Source organism: Methylobacterium amylolyticum (assembly GCF_030700245.1).
Taxonomy (GTDB): domain Bacteria; phylum Pseudomonadota; class Alphaproteobacteria; order Rhizobiales; family Beijerinckiaceae; genus Methylobacterium.
This window is the reverse complement of the sequence record NZ_JAUYZI010000028.1, coordinates 1-18,903: the sequence shown is the minus strand read 5'-3', so window position 1 is coordinate 18,903 and position 18,903 is coordinate 1. Positions and strand designations below refer to the sequence as shown.

Sequence of the window (18,903 nt, the reverse complement as noted above, 5' to 3'; positions counted from 1 at the left end):
GTCACGTCTCCCGGACCAGATGGGTGAACGGACCCGCGCGCGCCGCCTTCCGGTCGAAGGTCAGTGTCGTCGCGCAGCCGGCCTGCTCGTTCAGCGCGCCGAGCAGATGATCGGCGAAGTCGCCCGCACCCGTCGCCCAAGCTGCGAGCGCCCGCGTCACCGCCTCGCGCTGGTCGATCTCGATGTTCGCGGCCCCCAGGAGTCGGCGAACGACCGTCACGAGGAGCGCCTTGCGCTGTCGCAAGGGGCGCGCCAGGACCCAGACCGTCTCGGCGAGAACGATCACGTTGACGAAGAAGCGCGCGTCGCGGCGCGCCAAGGTCTCGGCGACCAGCGCCGTCTCCTGCGGCGCATCGTCGGGCCAGATTGCCGTGTCCACGAGCCAGCGCAGCAGCACGTTGGTGTCGAGGCCGATCACGCGGTCCCGTCCTCGTCCGCCGCGCCCGCCCGCCTCCAGCGGTCCGTGCGGCTCTCGGCGATCCAGTTTTTCACCTGCGCGCCGCTGACCGGTCCCGGCGCGTCGGACCCGACGATGCCGCGCAGGTCGGCGAGGGCATCGGTGCGGGCGTCAACGACGAAGCGCCCCTCGGCGTCCCGCGTGAAGACGAGCTTGTCGCCGGCCTTGAGTCCGAGCGCCTTCCGAAGGGCCGCCGGTACGGTGAGTTGACCCTTCGACGTGATGGTCGCTTCGATCGCCTTCACCCGCAATCTCCTTACCAAGCGACGAGATTGTAAGGAGAGGCACGCATCGCCGGCAAGGGCTCACAACGGTCCCATCACGTCGCCGCGGAACCCGTACACCGCCCGCAAGCCGGACAGCGGAACCAGCGTCACCTCCCGCGTCGAGCCGGGCTCGAAGCGCACGGCGGTCCCCGGGGCGATGTCGAGGCGTCGGCCGCGCGCCCGCTCCCGGTCGAAGACGAGGCCGGGGTTGACCTCGAAGAAGTGGTAGTGCGAGCCGACCTGGATCGGTCGGTCGCCGGTGTTGGCGACCTCCAGGGTCGTCCGCTCGGCGTCGGCGTTGAAGACGATCTCGCCGGGCAGCGTGGTCACCGCGCCGGGCACGTCGTGGGAGGCCGCGCCGCGGATCGGTTGGTGCACGGTCACGAGCTTGGTGCCGTCGGGGAAGGTCGCCTCGACCTGGATGTCGTGGATCATCTCGGGCACGCCCGGCATCACCTGATCGGCGGTGAGCACGGTGCCCCCGTCCCGCATCAGCTCGGCGACGGAGCGCCCGTCGCGGGCGCCCTCGACGACGAAATCGGTGATCAGCGCCACCGCCTCCGGATGGTTGAGCTTCACCCCGCGGGCGAGGCGGTTGCGCGCCACCTGCGCCGCCATGGCGATCAGCAGCTTGTCCTTCTCGCGGGGTGTCAGCAGCACCGTCGTCTCGCCCGTTCGCCCGTTCCGTCGCGGCGGAGCAAGGATCATGCGCGGAATGGGGTCAAGGGCGAATCGGCGGGCGAATCGGAGGGCGGATCCGGGGGGGCCGGGGCCCGGCGCCGCTCCCGTCGGGAGGGCGCGTGGCGGATCCGTCGGATCGCTCCGCCACGCGGATCCGGACGGCGCCCGAGCGCCGCGCGGGCGGATCAGTCCGTCACCTCCGTGAACTCCGGCAGCAGCTCGGGCATCGCCCCGCGGCGCAGCTTGGCGGGCAGGTCGCGGGGGTGGATGAAGGCGTCGCCGAACCAGGGGAAGCGCACCGGGTCGAAGGAGGCGCGCAGCCAGTCGATCGTCCGGCGCACCCGGCCGATGCGCTCGGCGTCGGGGTGATAGGTCAGCCAGATATCGAGGCCGAAATGGCCGAGATTGTCCACCGGGATCACGCGTGCGCCGCTGGGGCTCGCGTAGGTCGGCAGCAGGCCGATCCCCGCCCCCCGGGCGATCGCCCAGTAATAGGCGCTGCTCGTATTGCACTTCAGCGCGACCGAGACCGTTTCCGGAAAGCCGTCCAGGGCGCGGGCGTAGTCCGAGAGGTTGATCGTCTGGCCGCCGGACTGGACGACGATCCGGTGGCGGACGAGATCGGCCGCCCGGTCGGGCAGGCCGTAGAGATCCGCGTAGACCGCGGCCGCGTAGGGCATCACGTGCATCCGGCCGAGCTTGACCACGCGCAGGTCGGGGCTCGTCGGCCGCGTGAGCTGGATCGCGACGTCCGCCTCCAGCCGCAGCACGTCGGCCGATTCCATCGCGCAGCGCAGGTCGACGGTGAGCCGCGGGTTGGCGCGCTGGAACTCCACGAGGCGCGGGGCGATCCAGAAGGCGCCGAGCCCCTCGGTCACGGCGATCCGAACCTCGCCGGCCTCGGTGAACCCGGCGGCGTCGCGCGCCCGCAGCACGCCGAAGGCCGCGCTCTCCATCTGCGCCGCGGCTTCGAGCACCGCGCGGCCCTCGGCGGTCGCCCGGATGCCGTCGATGTGGCGCGTGATCAGCGGCGCGCCGACGCTGGCTTCGAGCAGCTCGATCCGGCGCCGGACCGCGTTGATCGACAGTCCGAGGCGCCCGGACGCCGCGCGGAAACTGCCGCTGCGCTCCAGCTCCAGGAAAACGAAGAGGCTTTGCCAGTCGGGCATCGGGCCGGTTCCGGCATCGACCCTTTCCATGAGCGGAACACCCCTGTTTCAAAATGTAGGCATACAACCTGAGGGTTAGATGCGAAGGATTGCCGGGTCAATCAGGTCGTAGACCACAGGTCAGTCATGACGTTCCATCACGCGGGAACGACGTTCCTCCCGAGAGACATATCTGACGTTGACGCTGCCCGGCAGGGCGGCGCGCCGCGGCACGGCCTCCTGACGATGGATGTCGGCCGCATGGCGCGGCACTTGGTCGTATTCACGCCGACGCCGGATGATCTGGCGCGGCTGATCGCGGTGGCCCGCGCCGACCTCCCGGGCCTCGCGTCGCTGGCCACCGTCCGCCGGGTCATGACGGCCAATCCCGACTCGGTCTACGCGATCGCCCCGCGCGCCCGGTTCGATGCGGCCGATCCCCGCGGCGAGGGCTTCGTCGCCTGCCTGATGCTGAACGCGGACGGCCTCGCCGCGCTGAGATCCGGCGCGTTCGACGCGTCCAATCCGCCCGCCGCCCTCCTCGCCGGCCAGCACGAGCGTCCGGCCGCCATCTACGTCTGGGGCGTCCACGCCCGGCGCCGGCTCGCCGGCGGCGTCGGCCTCGTCTTCGACCGCCTGTCGAGCCCGCTCTACCGGGGCGTCGACTTCTACGCACGGGCCGCCACGCCCGAGGGCGCCGACCTGCTGACCGGCCTCGGCTTCGTCCGCGGCACGCTCCCGGGGGCGGCGGCGCGGTCGCTCTACCACCTCGCCCGCTCGCCCGCGCCCGAGGCGGCGCCGATCTACGACAGCCACCGCCCCGGACGGCGCGGCGTGAGCGTCGCGGTGGTCCGCTCCATGGACGACCTCGCCCGCGTCATCGCCCTGCGCGCCTCGGTCTACATGGCCGAGCAGGCCTGCCCCTACGACGAGGAGTTCGACGGCAACGACCTCTCGGCCACGCATCTCGTCGGCTACGTCGGCGACGAGCCGGCCGGGTGCCTGCGCATCCGGTTCTTCGCCGACTTCGCCAAGATCGAGCGGCTCGCGGTCCGCGCCGAGCACCGCAACACGCGCCTCGCCTTTACCCTGGTGCGGGCCGGCATCGAGCTCGCCCGGGTCAAGGGCTATCGGCAGATCTACGGCCACGCCCAGCGGCGGCTAGTCGACTTCTGGAGCCGGTTCGGCGCGCGCGTCTTCGAGGGCGCCCGGGAATTCACCTTCTCGGACTTCGACTACGTCGAGATGCTGCTGGAGGCGGAGCCCCACCCGCAGGCGATCGGCCTCGACGCCGACCCCTACGTGCTCATCCGGCCCGAGGGGCGCTGGCACCGGGCGGGCGTGCTCGACTGGTCGCGGATCCGTCCGGTGACGCGGCCCTCGGTCGACACGCGGGTGGCCGCGCGATGACCCGCCCGCTGAATCCGGCGCTCTACCGCAGGCCGACGCAGGTTCCGGTGCTCGTCCTGGTCGATCTCCAGCAGGAATACGCGGTGGCGGGACGGCCCCTGGCCCTGCCGCTCCTCGCGCCCGCGCTGGCCAATTGCCGCCGCGCCCTCGATCACGCCCGGGCGAGCGGGATGCCGGTCGTCTACGTCCGCTGGATCGGGGCGCCCCTGTTCCAGGCCGGATCGCGGTTCGCCCGGTGGATCGACGGGTTCGAGCCGCACGGCTGCGACGCGATCTTCGACCGCGACCGCCCCTCGGCCTATGCCAGCCCCGCCTTCGCCGACGCGATGGAGCGCGCCGACGTATCCCTCGTCCTGGCGGGCTTCCCCGGGGAGGCCGCCTGCCTCGCCACGGCGGTGGAGGGCTTCCACCGGGGACACGACCTGACCTTCCTGTCCGACGCCTCCGCGAGCCACGACCTCGACGGGCTGTCCGGCGAGGCGGTCCACCGCTCGGTGAGCGCGATCATGCGCGTCTACGCCGAGGTGACCGACACCGCCGCCTGGATCGCGCGCTCGGGCGCCCTCAGCACGGCCTACGCCCATGGATGATCGCGATCCCGGCCCCCGCGCGTCGGGGGACGCGTCCGACCTGCGCCTCGGGCGCGCCGCCCTGGCGCTGCTCGACGCCGCCCGCGGCTTCGGAGACCCGGCGCTCATCGTGCAGGCCGAGGCGATGGCCCTGGCGGCCGGCCTCGCCCTCGCCGAGCGCGTCCGGGCCCCGTCGGACGATCGTGAAGTCTGAGCGGTCAGGCCGCCGCGTCGTCGCCCGCGGCGAGGAGCATCGCGCGCAGCCGCGCGATCCGCTCGTCGCCGGAGCGTCGCTCGGCCCGGAGCGCCGACCAGAGGGCCGCCGCGTCCCTGCGACGCTGCGCCTCGGCGTCCTCCGCCGCGGAAGTGCCGCCCCTGCGGCGATCGAGCGAGTCCATGGTCCGCCTCCCTCGCGGTCGAGAGCGCGTCCGTTAGCAGTCGGGTTCCCGGCGGGCCAGCCCGGACGCCGGGTCCCCCGGCGACAGCCCGGCGCGAACGTCATCCGGAACCGCCACGGGCGACCGCCGGGACGGTGGCCCCGATCCGGGGGGACGGCCTCAGGCGGCGTCGCGGCGCCCGCGGCCCTGCCGCTCGGCCAGCGCCCCCGGACGGCCGAGGCCGATCTCCTTGGCGAGCGCCGAGCGCTGCTCGGCGTAGCCGGGGGCGACCATCGGGTAGTCGCCCGGCAGGCCGTAGCGCTCCCGGTAGCTGCGCGGGTCGAGGCCGTGGCTGGTGAGATGGCGCTTGAGCGTCTTGTAGGTCTTGCCGTCGATGAAGCTGACGAGGCCGTCGCGCCCGATCGACCGGCGGATCTCGGCGGCGCCGGGCTGCTCGACCGGCTCCGGCTCGGGCTGGGCGCTCATGCCGGACCCGAGGCGTGCGAGCGCCGCGTGAACGCTGGCGATGAGCCCCGGAAGCTCGGCGACGGGAACCGAATTGTTGGAGACGTACGCGGAAACGATGTCGCCAGCCAGCAGCGTGATCTCCTGCGTCCGGTCGTTCGCCGACGCCTCGCCCGCTTCCTCGCGCATTCCTGCATTCCTCGTGACGATGATTGATTCGTGCACAATCTTTGTGACTTGGCACGCGGTTTCAAGATCCAGGGCCATGCTTGAGCCGCGGACCCACAGAACTCAGGCGCATGAACCGGTGACATTCGGTTACTGAACGCTTCCGCTTCGCGGTGTTGCGGATAAATCGCCGTCGCGACGTGCGGCGTCACACACCGGGACCTGCCAGCGCCGCCACGATCGCTTCGACCGCCGCGATCTGCTGCTGGATCTCCAGGATCCGCGCGCCCGATTCCGCTCCGTCGCCGGGCAGGAGGGTCCCCTTCAGCCGCCGGGTGTTGCGGAGCCGGGCCACCGCGCGTGCGATGTTCCGCCGCTCTTCGAGGAGCGCGGCGTGCACCTCGCGCATCGCGTCCAGTTCGCTGTCGGCCATTCCGGTCCTCGACGTCAGCCGGTTGCGGGATCCGGTCCGCGGGACCGGCCGTCACGCTCATAGGGCGACGGCGGACGTGTATCCCGCGGCCGCGTCGGAGCGGTTATCGCCCGCGACAGCGGGTCGCGGGGGCGCGTCCGCGGTCCGGGACCCGAAATGAATACATTTCCTGTGACGGTCGGGCGATAGCGCCGCTCCGGGCCGCGTCGGACGGCTGCGTGATCGTCCCCGGAATGTTAGCGTTCGATCAACCGCCCCGGGATCCGCGAGGGTCCGAAGGTCGGAGGTGAGGGAGGCCGCGGGTGGAGTCGCCGAGCGGGCGCGAGCCCGAAGCTAGCGGGCGTCGGGTCGAAGCCCCGGGTGCCGGGCGCCACGCGCGGCGGCGCATCCGCGCGCGCCGGTCGCTGCCGCTCGTGATCCTGCTCGGGCTCGTCGCCGGGGGCGCCTACGGCTACGCGCGGATGACCGAGACCGCGGTGCGGGCGGACAAGCCCGCGCCGCTGCCCGTGCCGGTCAGCCTCGCGACCGTGGAGCAGGGCGCCTTCGACCGGGTGCTCAACGGGCTCGGCACGGTCCAGGCCTACAACACCGTGCAGGTGCGCAGCCGCGTCGACGGCGAGATCCAGCGGGTCGATTTCCGCGAGGGCCAGAAGGTGCGCAAGGGCGACCTTCTCGTCCAGATCGATCCGAGGCCCTACCAAGCCTCCCTCGACCAGGCCAAGGCCAAGAAGGAGCAGGACGTCGCCAACCTCGGCAACGCCCGCCTCGACCTCGACCGCTACACGGGCCTCGGCTCCTACGCCTCGCGCAAGCAGCTCGAGACCCAGACGGCGATGGTGGCGCAGCTCACCGCCCAGGTCGCCTCCGATCAGGCGGCGATCGACAACGCGCAGACGCAGCTCGGCTACGCCACGATCCGCGCGCCGATCGACGGCGTCACCGGCTTCCGGCAGGTGGATATCGGCAACATCATCAACGCCTCGGGGCAATCGGCGATCGTGACGATCACCCAGGTCGAGCCCATCTTCGTGGTGTTCACCGCCCCCGAGGAGCAGCTCCAGGCGATCACCGCGGCGCTGAAGGCCGGCACCGTCCCCGTCGAGGCGTGGAGCACGGAGGGGACCGCCCGGCTCTCGGCCGGGACGCTCGCCCTGTTCAACAACCAAGTGGACACCGCGACCGGCACCATCCGGCTCAAGGCCACGTTCGAGAACCGCGACAACGCCCTCTGGCCCGGCCTGTCGGTGTCCACCAGGACCCGGATCGGGGTCGTGACGGACGCGGTGACGGTGCCCGACGACGCGATCCAGCACGGGCCCGAGGGCCTGTTCGCCTACGTGGTCGACGCCGAGGGCCGCGCCCAGCAGCGCCCGATCCGGGCGGGGCGCTCGAATGCCGGCCGCACGCAGATCCTCGGCGGCCTCTCCCCCGGTGAACGGGTGATCACCGCCGGCCAGTACAAGGTGCAGGACGGCAGCCTCGTCGCCGACGCGCACCCGCCCCGCACCGCCCAGGCGCGCGGCGGCGCGCAGCCGGGCGCCCACTGAGATGTCGGGCGGCCTCTCCAGCGCCAGCATCCGCTATCCGGTCGCGACGACGCTCGTCATGATCGGCATCCTGTTCCTCGGGATCGTCGCCTACCCCCTGCTCGGCGTCGCGCCGCTCCCGCAGGTCGACTTCCCGACGATCCAGGTGACGGCCCAGTTGCCGGGGGCGAGCCCCGAGACCATGGCCTCGTCGGTGGCGCAGCCGCTGGAGCGCCAGTTCTCGCAGATCCCCGGCGTCTCGCAGATGACCTCGACGAGCACGCTCGGCATCTCGGTGGTCACGGTGCAGTTCGACCTGAACCGCAACATCGATGCGGCGGCCGGCGACATCCAGACCGCGATCAACGCCGCGGGCGGCCAGCTCCCGAAAAACCTGCCGAGCCCGCCGACCTACCGCAAGGTCAACCCGGCCGATTCGCCGATCCTGCTGCTCTCGGCCACCTCCGACAGCATGCCGCTGACCGAGGTCAGCGACGCGGCCGACATCCAGCTCGCGCAGCGCATCAGCCAGATCTCGGGCGTCGCGCAGGTGTTCATCGGCGGCCAGCAGAAGCCCGCCATCCGCATCCAGGTCGATCCGGCCAAGCTGGTCGCCAAGGGCCTTTCGCTGGAGGACGTGCGGCTGCCGCTGTCCGTCACCACCGTGGACGGGCCCAAGGGCAACATCGACGGGCCGCGGCGCAGCTACACCATCTACGCCAACGACCAGCTCACCGCGGCCGACAAGTGGAACGACGTGATCGTCGCCTACCGCGACGGGGCGCCGCTGCGGGTGCGCGACATCGGCCAAGCGGTCCAGGGCCCGGAGGACATGAAGCAGGCGGGCTGGACCAACGGCCGCCGCGGCGTCTTCCTCGTGATCTTCAAGCAGCCCGGCGCCAACGTCATCGACACGGTGGACAGCATCAAGGCACAGCTCCCGCGGCTGACCGCGACGCTGCCCGCGGCGATGAAGGTCGAGGTGCTGAGCGACCGCACCCAGACGATCCGCGCCTCCGTGGAGGACGTGCAATTCACCCTGCTGCTGACGATCGCCCTCGTGATCGCGGTGATCTTCGTCTTCCTGCGCAGCTTCTGGGCGACGGTGATCCCGAGCGTGACGGTGCCGCTGGCCCTGCTCGGCGCCTGCGCGCTGATGTGGCCGTTCGGCTACACCCTCGACAACATCTCCCTGATGGCGCTGACGATCTCGGTCGGCTTCGTGGTCGACGACGCCATCGTCGTGCTGGAGAACATCAGCCGCTACGTCGAGGAGGGGATGCGGCCGATGGAGGCCGCGTTCAAGGGCGCGGGCGAGATCGGATTCACCATCGTCTCGATCTCGGTGTCGCTGATCGCGGTGCTGATCCCGATCCTGCTGATGGGCGGAATCATCGGGCGGCTGTTCCGCGAGTTCGCGATCGTGCTGTCGATGGCGATCGCAGTCTCGGCCTTCGTCTCGCTGACGCTGACGCCGATGATGGCCTCGCGGCTGCTGAAGCCGCACGGGGCCGCCCGGCACGGGCGGCTGTACCTCATGAGCGAGCGGGCGTTCGACCGGTTGCTCGCCGCCTACGCGGCCGGGCTCGACCTCGCCCTGCGCTACCGCTTCCTGACCCTGATGTCGTTCCTGGCGACGCTGGCCCTGACGATCCACCTGTTCATCGTCATCCCGAAGGGCTTCTTCCCGCAGCAGGATACCGGGCTCGTCGTCGGCATCACCGAGGCCGCCCAGGACATCTCCTTCGCCGCCATGAAGGAGCACCAGGAGCGGGTCGGCGCGGTGGTCCAGGCGGACCCGGCGGTCGACACGGTGGCGATGGTGATCGGCGGCAACGGCCAGGCGCTGAACACCGGCCGCATGTTCATCACCCTGAAGCCTCGCGACCACCGGGACGCGACCGCCTTCCAAGTGATCGACCGGCTGCGGCCCCAGCTCGAGCGCCTTCAGGGGGTCAAGACCTTCCTGCAGGCCTCGCAGGACGTGCGCACCGGCTCGCGCACCACGCGCACGCAGTTCGAGTACACGTTGCAGGATCCGGACCTCGTCGAGCTGAACACGTGGTCGCCGCGCATCCTCCAGCGGCTCCAGGCCCTGCCGGAACTGCGCGACGTGGCCTCCGACCAGCAGACCCGCGGCACCACCCTGAGTCTGACGATCAACCGCGACGCCGCCGCCCGCTTCGGCATCTCGCCGCAGATGATCGACGACACGCTCTACGACGCGTTCGGCCAGCGCCAGATCGCCCAGGTCTTCACCCAGCTCAACACCTACCGGGTGATCCTGGAGATCCTGCCGGCGCTCCAGGGGGCGACCGACAGCCTGGATCGGATCTACCTGCGCGCGCCGATCGGCGGCGGGCAGGTGCCGCTCGCGGCCTTCGCGACCTGGACGACGATGCCCGTCGCGCCGCTCTCCATCAACCACCAGGGCCAGTTCCCGGCGGTGACGATCAGCTTCAACCTCGCCCCCGGCGTCGCGCTGGGGCAGGCGGTGGCGGCGATCGAGGGGGCGAACCGGGAATTGGGCGTGCCGGCCACGGTGATAACCGGCTTCCAGGGCACCGCGCAGGCGTTCCGCGCCTCGCTCTCGACCGTGCCGCTGCTGATCCTCGCCGCCCTGTTCGTGGTCTACCTGATCCTCGGCGTGCTCTACGAGAGCTTCATCCACCCGATCACGATCCTCTCGACCCTGCCCTCGGCCGGCGTCGGGGCGCTCGCCGCGCTGATGCTCGGCGGCTACGATTTCAGCCTGATCGCCCTGATCGGCATCATCCTGCTCATCGGCATCGTGAAGAAGAACGGCATCATGCTCGTCGACTTCGCGATCGAGGCCGAGCGCGAGGAGGGGGTGAGCGCGGAGGCGGCGATCCGGCAGGCCGCGCTGCTGCGCTTCCGCCCGATCCTGATGACGACGATGGCGGCCCTGCTCGGCGGCATCCCGCTGATGGTCGCCACCGGCACCGGCTCCGAGATCCGCCAGCCGCTCGGCTACGCGATGGTCGGCGGCCTCGCGATCAGCCAGATCCTGACGCTGTTCACCACGCCGGTGATCTACCTCTACCTCGACGGGCTCGCCCACCGGCTGTCGTGGCGCGATGCGCCGGAGGCGGTTCCGGACGCCGCCGGTGCGGCGGCGCACCCGAAGCCGCTGCGGGCGGCCGAGTAGGGCTCACGCCTCCGTCCCCGGTCCGGCGGCGCGCCCACCACCGGGGTGTGAACGGGGCCGAGGCGGTGAAGCCGGCCCGGAACGCGCCGATCGCGCCCCGGGTCGCAGCCCGGGCGACGTGCAGCACCTCCGCCCTCGAAAGACGATACCGGGGCCGGCGGATATCCATACGATTCTCGTATCGAAGGTAGGCCGAAGAGATATTGGACGGGCCGTCCGGCTTGCCGCATGTCACGTCGCTCGACGATGGGCGCCACCGGACGCGCCACGGGATGCAGCACGGGAGGGCGGACGGGTGGAGACGGCGGAACGCCCTGCGGAGACCGGGAAGACGCGGCCGCTCGCCGGCCTGACCGTGCTGGCCCTGGAGCAGGCGGTGGCGGGGCCCTACTGCACCTCGCGGCTCGCCGATGCCGGCGCCCGGGTGATCAAGGTCGAGCGCGCCGAGGGCGACTTCGCCCGCGGCTACGACGCCGCCGTGAACGGGCTGGCGAGCTACTTCGTCTGGCTCAACCGCGGCAAGGAGAGCCTCGTCGCCGACATCAAGGATCCTGAGGACGCGCGGCTGCTGCACGCGATCCTCGCGCGGACGGACGTGTTCGTGCAGAACCTCGCGCCCGGCGCCGCCGCCCGGGCCGGCTTCGGCTCGGCGGAGCTGCGGGCGCGCCATCCCCGGCTGATCACCGTCGACATCTCGGGCTACGGCGAGGGCCACGCCTACAGCGACATGAAGGCCTACGACCTGCTGGTGCAGGCCGAGAGCGGGCTCGCGGCCATCACCGGCCACCCGGCCGGGCCGGGGCGGATCGGCGTCTCGGCCTGCGACATCGCCTGCGGGATGGACGCGCACGCCGCCGTGCTGGAGGCGCTGATCGCCCGCGGCATCACGGGGGCGGGGAGTGCCCTCTCGGTCAGCCTGTTCAGCGGCGCCGCCGACTGGATGAACGTGCCGCTGCTCTACTTCGAGGGCACGGGCAAGGCGCCGCAGCGGCTCGGCCTCGCCCACCCCTCGATCAGCCCCTACGGCGCCTACCCCACCGCCGACGACGGCCTCGTGCTGATCGCGATCCAGAACGAGCGCGAGTGGGCGCTCTTCTGCGAGACGGTTCTGGGCGAGCCCGGGCTGGCGCGGGCGGAGGGGTTCGACTCCAACAACGCCCGCGTCGCCAACCGCGCGGCGGTGGACCTGCGCATCGGCGCCGTTCTGGTGCGGCTGACCCGCGCCGCCGCCGCCGCCCGGCTGAAGGCCGCCGGCACCGCCTACGGCTTCGTCAACGGGCTGGTCGACCTCGCCACCCACCCGGCGCTCAAGCGCACGCCGGTGGAGACCCCGGCCGGCACCGCGCATATCGTGGCTCCGCCGGTGCTGATCGACGGGGCGGTGCGGCCGCTCGGGCCGGTGCCGGGTCTCGGCGAGCACGGCGCGCGGATCCGCGCCGAGTTCTCCGGGCGTCCGTAGAAGCGATGGATCGGGAGGCGACGATGAGGCTTGAGGGCAAGATCGCGATCGTCACGGGGGCCGGCGGCGGCTTCGGTGCGGGCATCGCCGAGCGCTTCGCGGCCGAGGGCGCGCGGGTCGCCGTGGTCGATATCCGCCGCGAGGCCGCCGAGGCGGTGGCCGCCGGGATCGGCCCGAGCGCCATCGCCCTCGCCGCCGATGTCGGTGCCGCCGCCGACGTGGACGCGATGGTCGCGGAGACCCGCGCGCGATTCGGGGCGCCGCACATCCTCGTGAACAACGCCGGCACCACCCACCGCAACCGCCCGCTCCTGGAGGTGACGGAGGACGACTTCGACCGAGTCTTCCGGGTGAACGTGAAGTCGATCTTCCACGCGGTGCGCGCGGCCGCGCCGCTGATGCGCGACAACGGCGGCGGCGTGATCCTCAACGTCAGCTCGACCGCGGCTCTGCGGCCGCGCCCGGGGCTGACGTGGTACAACGCGTCCAAGGGGGCGGCGAGCCTCGCCACCAAGTCGCTGGCCCTCGAACTCGCGCCCTGGAAAGTCCGGGTGAACGCCCTGTGCCCGGTGATGGGCGCGACCGGGCTGCTCGAAGAGTTCATGGGCGTGCCCGACACACCCGAGAACCGGCAGAGGTTCATCGCCACGATCCCGCTCGGGCGGATGTCGACGGCCCGGGACATCGCCGCGGCGGCCCTGTTCCTCGCCTCGGACGAGGCCGAATTCATCACCGGGATCGACCTGCCGGTCGACGGCGGCCGCACGGCCTGAGACGGGCGCGATGGACACCGATCTCACCGCCTGGATCGGCCGCACGCGCGAGAGCACCGACCTCGTCACCCCCCGGCTGCTGAGCGAGTTCCAGGCGACCCTGGGGCCGCATCTGGCCCCGGTCGGCCCGGGCGAGGCGCCGCCGGCCCTGCACTGGTGCCTCGCCCCCGAGACGCCGGCCGCCGACGCGCTCGGGCCCGACGGGCACGCGGCCAAGGGCGGGTTCCTGCCCCCCGTCCCGCTGCCGCGGCGGATGTGGGCGGGCGGGGAGATGGAGTTCCTCGACGCCCTGCGCGCGGGCGATGGGGTGACGCGCACCGAGATCGTGCGCGACGTGGCCTTCAAGGCCGGGCGCAGCGGCAGCCTGTGCTTCGTCACCGTCGCGCACGCGGTGTCGAGCCCGCGCGGCCTCGCCGTCCGAGAGCGGCAGGACATCGTCTACCGCGAGGCGGCAGGCGCGCAGACCGGGGCGAATGCCGAGGCGGCCCGCGACGACGCCTCCGCCTACGAGCGGGTCTGGCGGGTGCCGGCGACGCCGGTCCTGCTGTTCCGCTACTCGGCGATGACCTTCAACGGCCACCGCTTCCACTACGACCGGCCCTACGCGACGGAGGTCGAGGGCTACGCCGATCTCGTGGTGCACGGGCCGATGCAGGCGACGCTGCTCGTCAACCTCGCGGCGGCGCTGCTGGGGCGGGTGCCGCGGATCTTCCGGTATCGCGGCCTCTCGCCGATGACCGCCAACCAGACCTTCTCCGTCTGCGGGCGGCGGACCGAGGCGGGCTTCGAGGGCGTCACCCTCGACGCGGACGGGCGCGTCTGCATGCGGGCGAGCGCCGAACCCGGAGCGTGATTCGCGGGCGGCACGGGTGGCGAAAAAATGCCGCCGGGCGCGAGCGTCCGGCGGCCAAATCCGAAAAAAATCAGACGACGGTCAGGCCGACATCGACGTTGTTGCGGGTCGCGTTGGAGTACGGGCAGATCGTGTGCGCCTTATCCACGAGCTTCTGCGCGTCGGCGCGGTCGAGGCCCGGCAGGCTGATCTTGAGGTCGGCGGTGATGCCGAAGCCGCCCTCGGAGCGCGGGCCGATGCCGACCGTGGCAGTGACCGAGGTGTCGGCCGGGACCTTCAGCGACAGCGACGGGGCGACCGCCTTCATGGCGCCGAGGAAGCAGGCGGAGTAGCCCGCCGCGAAGAGCTGCTCGGGGTTGTTGCCCTCTCCGCCGGCACCGCCCAGCTCCTTCGGGGTCGAGAGCTTGACGCTGAGCGATCCGTCCTCGGTCTTGGCCGCGCCGTCGCGGCCCCCGGTGGCGGTGGCGGTGGTGCGGTACTTCACGTCGACGGACATCGTGCGGTCTCCGGTTGTGGGCGAGACCCGGCATCTAGGGCCGGCCCGGGAAGACGGGTAGACCGGACATCGATTGTGCGCAATCGATATCTCGCGCATGCCATCCCCGGGTTCCGGCGGCTCACGCCTCGATCAGCGCGAAGCGGTCCACGTCGACGAGGCCGCGATCGGTGATCTTGAGGTGCGGGATCACCGGCAGCGGCAGGAAGGCGACCTGGAGGAACGGCTCGGGCAGGGTGCAGCCGAGGCCGCGCGCCGCCGCCCGCAGGGCGCCGAGCTCCCGGCCGATCGCCTCGAACGGCAGCAGGCTCATCAGCCCGGCGAGCGGCAGGGCGATCTCGGCGAGCACCCGGCCGCCCGCGGCCACCACGAACCCGCCCTCGATCTCGGCGAGCCGGTTGACCGCCACCGCCATGTCGGCCTCGTCGGCACCCACCACCGTGATATTGTGGCAATCGTGCCCGACGGAGGAGGCGATCGCCCCGCGCCTCAGGCCGAACCCGTTCACGAAGGCGACGCCGATGCCGCGCAGCCCCGGCGGCGTGCGGCCGTGGCGCTCCACCACCGCGACCTTCACCGCGTCCTGATCGAGGTCGATCCGGCGCTCGCCGTCCCGGTAGGGGAGGGCGAGGTCGAGGCGCCGCGTGATGATCTTGCCCGGCACGACGCCGATCACCGGGGTCGAGGGCCCGGAGCCCGGCGCGGCGAAATCCGCCTCCGTCACCCGCCGCACCCGGACGCTGCCGCGGCCGATCGGGGCGACGGGCGCCCGGTCCGCGAACAGAGCCTCGTCCACGGGGCGCCCCGCGCAGATCACCCGCGAGACGGCGCAACCCAGGACATCGTCGAGGACGACGAGGTCGGCGCGCTGGCCCGGAGCGACGAGGCCCCGGTCGTGCAGGCCGAAGGCGCGGGCCGCCGACCACGAGGCGGCGCGGTAGACGGCGAGGGGCGGGCAGCCCAGGCGGATCGCGGTGCGGACCGCGTGGTCGAGATGCCCCTCCTCGGCGATGTCGAGGGGGTTGCGGTCGTCGGTGCAGAAGGCGAGGAACGGCGCGGTGCGCTCGGTCAGGATCGACGCGAGCGCGTGCAGGTCCTTGGAGACCGAGCCCTCGCGAATCAGCACCGTCATCCCCTTCGACAGCTTCTCCAGCGCCTCCTCCGCCGTGGTCGCCTCGTGCTCCGTGCGGATGCCGGCCGCGACGTAGCCGTTGAGGGGCAGCCCCCGCAGCAGCGGCGCGTGCCCGTCGATCGGCCGGCCCTGGAAGGCAGCGAGCTTGGCCAGGAGGTCCGGATCGCCCGCGAGAACCCCGGGGAAGTTCATGACCTCGGCGAGCCCGAGCACCCGGGGATGGCCGGCGAAGCGCAGGAGGTCGGCTGCCTCGATCCGGGCGCCGGAGGTTTCCAGACCCGGCGCGGCCGGCACGCAGGCGGAGAGCTGCACCCGCAGGTCCATCGCCATCGCCCCGGCGGCGTCGAGGAACCAGTCGAACGCCGCGGTGCCGAGCACGTTGGCCATCTCGTGCGGGTCGCACACGCCGGTGGTGACGCCGCGAGGCAGGACGCAGCGCTCGAATTCCAGCGGCGGCATCAGCGACGATTCGACGTGGAAATGCGTGTCGATGAAGCCCGGCACGATCACGCGACCGGACACGTCGATCTCCCGCGCGCCGCGGTAGGTCCCGTGCGTGCCGACGATCCGGTCGCCGCAGACCGCGACGTCGGAGGCGACGAGGTCGCCGGTGACGAGGTCGAGGAACCGGCCGCCCTTGAGCACGAGGTCGGCCGCGGCGCGGCCGGTGCCCTGATCGATCCGCCTGCGAAGGCCGTCCGCGCCCGTCATCGCCGCCCACTCCGTGTCCCCGGCCGGCGGCCGGGATCGAGTCAACCGGATGGGATGCAGGCGGTTCGGGTTCGAGCGATTCAGGATCGCGCGACGGCGAGCGCCAGCAGGACCAGCACCACGAGGGCGGCGAGCGCCGCGAGCGCTGCCGCGCCGGTGCGCCCGATCGGACCGAACGCCGTCCGCGCCGGCGCCTCGGGCGCCGCGGGGGCGGGAGTCGCGGCGGTCGCCGGCGGCGCGATCCGCCCGAGCGCCGTCAGCATCAGCGGCTCGATCGCCGCGTAGCCCGCCGGGCTGAGATGCAGGCCGTCGCTGCCGTACTCGGTGCGCAGGCCGCCGGACCCGTCGGCCAGCACGGCGTAGTAGTCGATGAAGGTCGCCCCGTGCGCCGGGGCCTCGGCGCGCAGGCGGACATTCACCGCGTCGATCATCGCCGGGGCGTCCGGCACCCCGGGGTTCCACGGGATGTTGGCGGCGGGGGTGATCGAGCCGACCCAGGCCTTCACCCCCAGCGCCCGGGCCTCGTCGAGCATGCCGAGCAGGGTGGCGACGATCTCGTCCGTCGACACGAACACGCCGCCGTTGCGGCCGATATCGTTCACCCCGCACAGGAGGTGGACGCCGCGCGCGCCGCTGCGCTCGAGCTCGCCGCGAAAGCGCCGGGCGACCCAGCCGGCCGTCTCGCCGGAGACGCCGCGCGGGATCAGCCCGTAGGCCTCGAAGGTCCCGGCCCGGTAGAAGCTCCACTGCTCGGTGATCGAGTCGCCGATGAACACGATCGGCGGCACGGCGACCGGCGGCGCGGTCTCGGGGGCGTCCACTAGGCGGAGGCCTCCGCCTGGACCGGCCGCGGCAGCACGGCGTCGAGGTCGGCGGCCAGTCGCTCGGCCAAAGCCTGGCGGCCGAACGAATCGACGTGGACGATGTCGGTGAACAGCGCGCGGGCGTCGTCGCGGAACGCCGCGCTCAGGTCGTGCACCCCGAAATGCGGGCCGGCGAGCGGGCCGTCCCCGACGCCGGCCACCACCCGCGCGAAGCGCTCGACCTGCCGGTCGAGATAGGCCAGGAACGCGCCCGAGGCGACCGACCGCTCGTCGCCGACGAGCGTCGTCTTGCGCACCACCGTCGGCTGCAAGACGAACCGCACCGGGATGTCGAGGCCGCGCGACAGGCGCGCGAGCCGCTTCAGCCCCAGCTCGAACTGGCGCACCACCTCCCACTCCCACGGCTCGGATTGCCACAGGGTCAGCGCCCGCAGGTTGGCGAGCCGCTGGAAGATCAGCGCCTGGAGATTCTCGTAGGAGAGCGGCGGCGCCGGCTCCAGCGGGTCCTTCGGATCGAAGAAGTAGTCCTGCAGGCACTCGGTCACGAAGTGGTCGAACGGGTAGCCCGCGCGCGGGTCGAAGCTCCAGGGCTGGAAGATGTCGGTGGCCCCGCCGACCACGAGGATCAGGTCCGGCTCCATGTCCATCAGTCGGGTGGTGATCAGCGCGGTCATCTGGTTGAGGCAGGCGGAGATCGCGCCGAAATTGTAGACGCGGGTCCGCGCCCCGTGCGTCGCCCGCAGCACCGTCTCCAGCCGGCCCGGGAGCGTGTCGGGGGTGGACAGGCCCTCCAGGAGGGTGCTGTCGCCGACCGCGAAGATCCGCAGGTCCTCGGCCGCGCGCGGGCCGGGCAGGGCGTCGGTGCGGTAGCCCAGCGGGTCGTAGACGTAGCCGCGCTCGGCGATGTGCTTCATCGGCTTGCCGGCGAAACCCGTGTAGGGCGCCGGGAAGCGGATGCTGGCGTTGAAACTCTGGAAGTGGTGCAGGAACTTGCGGCGCGCGGCGCCGTCCCGGTCGTCGGAGGCCTGCTCGGCCATGCTCTGGGGTCCCGTCTCTGCCCGGCGCCGCGGCACGCGCGCCGCGGGCGTTATAGAGAGGGGGCGTGCCGCGGGAAACCTGCGGACGACGGGCGACCCCGCGCCGCGCGCGGGGCCGTCCCAGGCCGGGCGGTGCGTGGCGGCCGGGGCACACCGCGCCGAGAAACGGATCCCGTCACCGCCCAACGCCTGAATGGTCACGCTCTTGCCCCTAATCTGGGCCCAAGCACCGGATCGCTGACCCGTCCGCGCGCTCCGGTTCTCGACGCGTGCGCCGACGCCCTGGGCGCCGGCGATGTTTCCGCGCTGGAAAACGTCTTTTGAAACGAAGTGGACATATGGCTGAGCTTGAACGCGCGGCGCCGTCGCAGCCCGACCGCTCGATCCGCGCAGTCTCGTTCATCCCGGGAGGTACCTTGCGAGGTTTCCGTTCGCGTAAGACGGCGCTCGCTGCGCTGATGGCCGCGCTGGCGGCCGGATCGATGGCGGGCTGCACGGCGCTGCCGGCGGCGGGCCCGACCGCCTCGGCGATCGAGGCCGGCGCCGAGGTCGCCACCGCCGACGGCGCCCTGCTCGCCCGCTACGAGATCATCGACGTCTCCCCCGCCGCCGTCGAGGCCCTGCGCGGCCGACCCCTCGACAGCCTGCTCGCCTCCTTCGGCGACCACAGACCCTCCACCGAGCCCGTCATCGGCGTCGGCGACATGGTCTCCGTCTCCGTCTGGGAGGCCGGGTCCGGCGGCCTGTTCTCCGGGCCGCTCGTCGCCGACCGCTTCTCCGCCGGCTCCAAGTCCGCCCTCATCCCCGAGCAGCCGGTCGGGCGCGACGGCTCCATCTCCGTGCCCTATGCCGGGCGCATCCACGTCGCCGGACGCCGGCCCCAGGACGTGCAGGCGCTCATCGAGAGCGAACTCGCCGGCAAGGCCATCCAGCCCCAGGTGCTCGTCTC

The 18,903-nt window shown here is 72.3% G+C and carries 20 protein-coding genes; 9 read left to right on the top strand and 11 right to left on the bottom strand.

Going from position 1 to position 18,903, the window contains the following annotated elements; genetic code table 11:
- Position 1 precedes the first annotated feature (1 nt).
- From Q8W71_RS19440 to Q8W71_RS19425, 4 genes are all read right to left on the bottom strand, one after another.
- Positions 2 to 418, bottom strand: coding sequence for a PIN domain-containing protein (locus Q8W71_RS19440; protein WP_305527051.1), 417 nt, complete (start codon positions 416 to 418; stop codon positions 2 to 4).
- The gene (locus tag Q8W71_RS19435) at positions 415 to 702 is read right to left on the bottom strand and encodes an AbrB/MazE/SpoVT family DNA-binding domain-containing protein (RefSeq protein ID WP_305527050.1); all 288 of its coding nucleotides are present in this window, start codon (positions 700 to 702) and stop codon (positions 415 to 417) included. The genes Q8W71_RS19440 and Q8W71_RS19435 overlap by 4 nt, the downstream gene beginning before the upstream one ends.
- Before the next feature lie 60 nt (positions 703 to 762).
- On the bottom strand, positions 763 to 1,383 hold the full coding sequence (locus Q8W71_RS19430) for an urease subunit gamma (protein WP_305527049.1): 621 nt from the start codon (positions 1,381 to 1,383) through the stop codon (positions 763 to 765).
- 206 nt (positions 1,384 to 1,589) lie between these two features.
- Positions 1,590 to 2,573: a LysR family transcriptional regulator gene (locus tag Q8W71_RS19425; RefSeq protein ID WP_305527048.1), complete on the bottom strand. Its 984-nt coding sequence runs from the start codon at positions 2,571 to 2,573 to the stop codon at positions 1,590 to 1,592.
- 240 nt (positions 2,574 to 2,813) lie between these two features.
- On the opposite strand from Q8W71_RS19425, the gene Q8W71_RS32930 reads away from it, so the two are divergent.
- The 3 genes from Q8W71_RS32930 to Q8W71_RS19410 are packed head-to-tail and all read left to right on the top strand — an operon-like array spanning position 2,814 to position 4,745.
- Positions 2,814 to 3,962 carry a GNAT family N-acetyltransferase gene (locus Q8W71_RS32930; protein ID WP_370875475.1) on the top strand — a complete coding sequence of 383 codons (1,149 nt, stop codon included), beginning with the start codon at positions 2,814 to 2,816 and terminating at the stop codon, positions 3,960 to 3,962.
- Positions 3,959 to 4,552 (top strand): isochorismatase family protein, encoded by a 594-nt coding sequence (locus Q8W71_RS19415; RefSeq protein ID WP_305527047.1) that lies wholly within the window; start codon positions 3,959 to 3,961, stop codon positions 4,550 to 4,552. The genes Q8W71_RS32930 and Q8W71_RS19415 overlap by 4 nt, the downstream gene beginning before the upstream one ends.
- A complete protein-coding gene (locus Q8W71_RS19410) occupies positions 4,545 to 4,745 on the top strand; it encodes a hypothetical protein (protein ID WP_305527046.1) in 201 nt (66 codons plus the stop codon). The genes Q8W71_RS19415 and Q8W71_RS19410 overlap by 8 nt, the downstream gene beginning before the upstream one ends.
- Positions 4,746 to 4,749: 4 nt before the next feature.
- On the opposite strand, the gene Q8W71_RS19405 is transcribed toward Q8W71_RS19410, so the two are convergent.
- The 3 genes from Q8W71_RS19405 to Q8W71_RS19395 all read right to left on the bottom strand — a co-directional run bounded on the left by Q8W71_RS19405 (position 4,750) and on the right by Q8W71_RS19395 (position 5,974).
- The gene (locus tag Q8W71_RS19405) at positions 4,750 to 4,929 is read right to left on the bottom strand and encodes a hypothetical protein (protein ID WP_305527045.1); all 180 of its coding nucleotides are present in this window, start codon (positions 4,927 to 4,929) and stop codon (positions 4,750 to 4,752) included.
- Positions 4,930 to 5,088: 159 nt separating this feature from the next.
- Entirely contained in the window at positions 5,089 to 5,562 is a 474-nt protein-coding gene (locus tag Q8W71_RS19400) for a Ros/MucR family transcriptional regulator (protein WP_305527044.1), read from the bottom strand.
- Positions 5,563 to 5,749: 187 nt separating this feature from the next.
- Positions 5,750 to 5,974: an HOOK family protein gene (locus tag Q8W71_RS19395; RefSeq protein WP_305527043.1), complete on the bottom strand. Its 225-nt coding sequence runs from the start codon at positions 5,972 to 5,974 to the stop codon at positions 5,750 to 5,752.
- A 461-nt stretch (positions 5,975 to 6,435) separates the two neighbouring features.
- Here Q8W71_RS19395 and Q8W71_RS19390 point away from each other — a divergent pair, with 461 nt between their 5' ends.
- The 5 genes from Q8W71_RS19390 (at position 6,436) to Q8W71_RS19370 (ending at position 13,754) form a co-directional block, all read left to right on the top strand.
- The gene (locus Q8W71_RS19390) at positions 6,436 to 7,521 is read left to right on the top strand and encodes an efflux RND transporter periplasmic adaptor subunit (RefSeq protein ID WP_370875479.1); all 1,086 of its coding nucleotides are present in this window, start codon (positions 6,436 to 6,438) and stop codon (positions 7,519 to 7,521) included.
- Position 7,522: 1 nt separating this feature from the next.
- Positions 7,523 to 10,669 (top strand): efflux RND transporter permease subunit, encoded by a 3,147-nt coding sequence (locus Q8W71_RS19385; protein ID WP_305527042.1) that lies wholly within the window; start codon positions 7,523 to 7,525, stop codon positions 10,667 to 10,669.
- A gap of 295 nt (positions 10,670 to 10,964) precedes the next feature.
- On the top strand, positions 10,965 to 12,128 hold the full coding sequence (locus Q8W71_RS19380) for a CaiB/BaiF CoA transferase family protein (RefSeq protein WP_305527041.1): 1,164 nt from the start codon (positions 10,965 to 10,967) through the stop codon (positions 12,126 to 12,128).
- Between the two features lie 23 nt (positions 12,129 to 12,151).
- Positions 12,152 to 12,901, top strand: coding sequence for a glucose 1-dehydrogenase (locus tag Q8W71_RS19375; RefSeq protein ID WP_305527040.1), 750 nt, complete (start codon positions 12,152 to 12,154; stop codon positions 12,899 to 12,901).
- A 10-nt stretch (positions 12,902 to 12,911) separates the two neighbouring features.
- The gene (locus tag Q8W71_RS19370) at positions 12,912 to 13,754 is read left to right on the top strand and encodes an HTD2 family dehydratase (protein ID WP_305527039.1); all 843 of its coding nucleotides are present in this window, start codon (positions 12,912 to 12,914) and stop codon (positions 13,752 to 13,754) included.
- Positions 13,755 to 13,824: 70 nt separating this feature from the next.
- On the opposite strand, the gene Q8W71_RS19365 is transcribed toward Q8W71_RS19370, so the two are convergent.
- The 4 genes from Q8W71_RS19365 to Q8W71_RS19350 all read right to left on the bottom strand — a co-directional run bounded on the left by Q8W71_RS19365 (position 13,825) and on the right by Q8W71_RS19350 (position 17,954).
- Complete coding sequence (locus tag Q8W71_RS19365) at positions 13,825 to 14,250, bottom strand: organic hydroperoxide resistance protein (RefSeq protein WP_305527038.1); 426 nt, start codon at positions 14,248 to 14,250, stop codon at positions 13,825 to 13,827.
- A gap of 121 nt (positions 14,251 to 14,371) precedes the next feature.
- Positions 14,372 to 16,093, bottom strand: a complete 1,722-nt coding sequence (ade, locus tag Q8W71_RS19360) for an adenine deaminase (protein WP_305527037.1) — start codon at positions 16,091 to 16,093, stop codon at positions 14,372 to 14,374.
- A gap of 80 nt (positions 16,094 to 16,173) precedes the next feature.
- Positions 16,174 to 16,914, bottom strand: coding sequence for a GDSL-type esterase/lipase family protein (locus tag Q8W71_RS19355; RefSeq protein ID WP_305527036.1), 741 nt, complete (start codon positions 16,912 to 16,914; stop codon positions 16,174 to 16,176).
- Positions 16,914 to 17,954 (bottom strand): SGNH/GDSL hydrolase family protein, encoded by a 1,041-nt coding sequence (locus Q8W71_RS19350; RefSeq protein ID WP_305527035.1) that lies wholly within the window; start codon positions 17,952 to 17,954, stop codon positions 16,914 to 16,916. Before Q8W71_RS19350 ends, Q8W71_RS19355 begins: the two co-directional genes overlap by 1 nt.
- Before the next feature lie 458 nt (positions 17,955 to 18,412).
- Here Q8W71_RS19350 and Q8W71_RS19345 point away from each other — a divergent pair.
- Positions 18,413 to 18,903, top strand: a 491-nt coding sequence (locus Q8W71_RS19345) for a polysaccharide biosynthesis/export family protein (RefSeq protein ID WP_305527116.1), incomplete at its 3' end; no start/stop codon positions are given.

What these genes read in the sequence shown, in the direction of transcription:
- Q8W71_RS19425 (WP_305527048.1), bottom strand. Translation starts at nt 2,573, where the DNA reads ATGCCCGACTGGCAAAGCCTCTTCGTTTTCCTGGAGCTGGAGCGCAGC.
- Q8W71_RS32930 (WP_370875475.1), top strand. Translation starts at nt 2,814, where the DNA reads ATGGCGCGGCACTTGGTCGTATTCACGCCGACGCCGGATGATCTGGCG.
- Q8W71_RS19415 (WP_305527047.1), top strand. Translation starts at nt 3,959, where the DNA reads ATGACCCGCCCGCTGAATCCGGCGCTCTACCGCAGGCCGACGCAGGTT.
- Q8W71_RS19410 (WP_305527046.1), top strand. Translation starts at nt 4,545, where the DNA reads ATGGATGATCGCGATCCCGGCCCCCGCGCGTCGGGGGACGCGTCCGAC.
- Q8W71_RS19405 (WP_305527045.1), bottom strand. Translation starts at nt 4,929, where the DNA reads ATGGACTCGCTCGATCGCCGCAGGGGCGGCACTTCCGCGGCGGAGGAC.
- Q8W71_RS19400 (WP_305527044.1), bottom strand. Translation starts at nt 5,562, where the DNA reads ATGCGCGAGGAAGCGGGCGAGGCGTCGGCGAACGACCGGACGCAGGAG.
- Q8W71_RS19395 (WP_305527043.1), bottom strand. Translation starts at nt 5,974, where the DNA reads ATGGCCGACAGCGAACTGGACGCGATGCGCGAGGTGCACGCCGCGCTC.
- Q8W71_RS19390 (WP_370875479.1), top strand. Translation starts at nt 6,436, where the DNA reads ATGACCGAGACCGCGGTGCGGGCGGACAAGCCCGCGCCGCTGCCCGTG.
- Q8W71_RS19385 (WP_305527042.1), top strand. Translation starts at nt 7,523, where the DNA reads ATGTCGGGCGGCCTCTCCAGCGCCAGCATCCGCTATCCGGTCGCGACG.
- Q8W71_RS19375 (WP_305527040.1), top strand. Translation starts at nt 12,152, where the DNA reads ATGAGGCTTGAGGGCAAGATCGCGATCGTCACGGGGGCCGGCGGCGGC.
- Q8W71_RS19370 (WP_305527039.1), top strand. Translation starts at nt 12,912, where the DNA reads ATGGACACCGATCTCACCGCCTGGATCGGCCGCACGCGCGAGAGCACC.
- Q8W71_RS19365 (WP_305527038.1), bottom strand. Translation starts at nt 14,250, where the DNA reads ATGTCCGTCGACGTGAAGTACCGCACCACCGCCACCGCCACCGGGGGC.
- ade (WP_305527037.1), bottom strand. Translation starts at nt 16,093, where the DNA reads ATGACGGGCGCGGACGGCCTTCGCAGGCGGATCGATCAGGGCACCGGC.
- Q8W71_RS19350 (WP_305527035.1), bottom strand. Translation starts at nt 17,954, where the DNA reads ATGGCCGAGCAGGCCTCCGACGACCGGGACGGCGCCGCGCGCCGCAAG.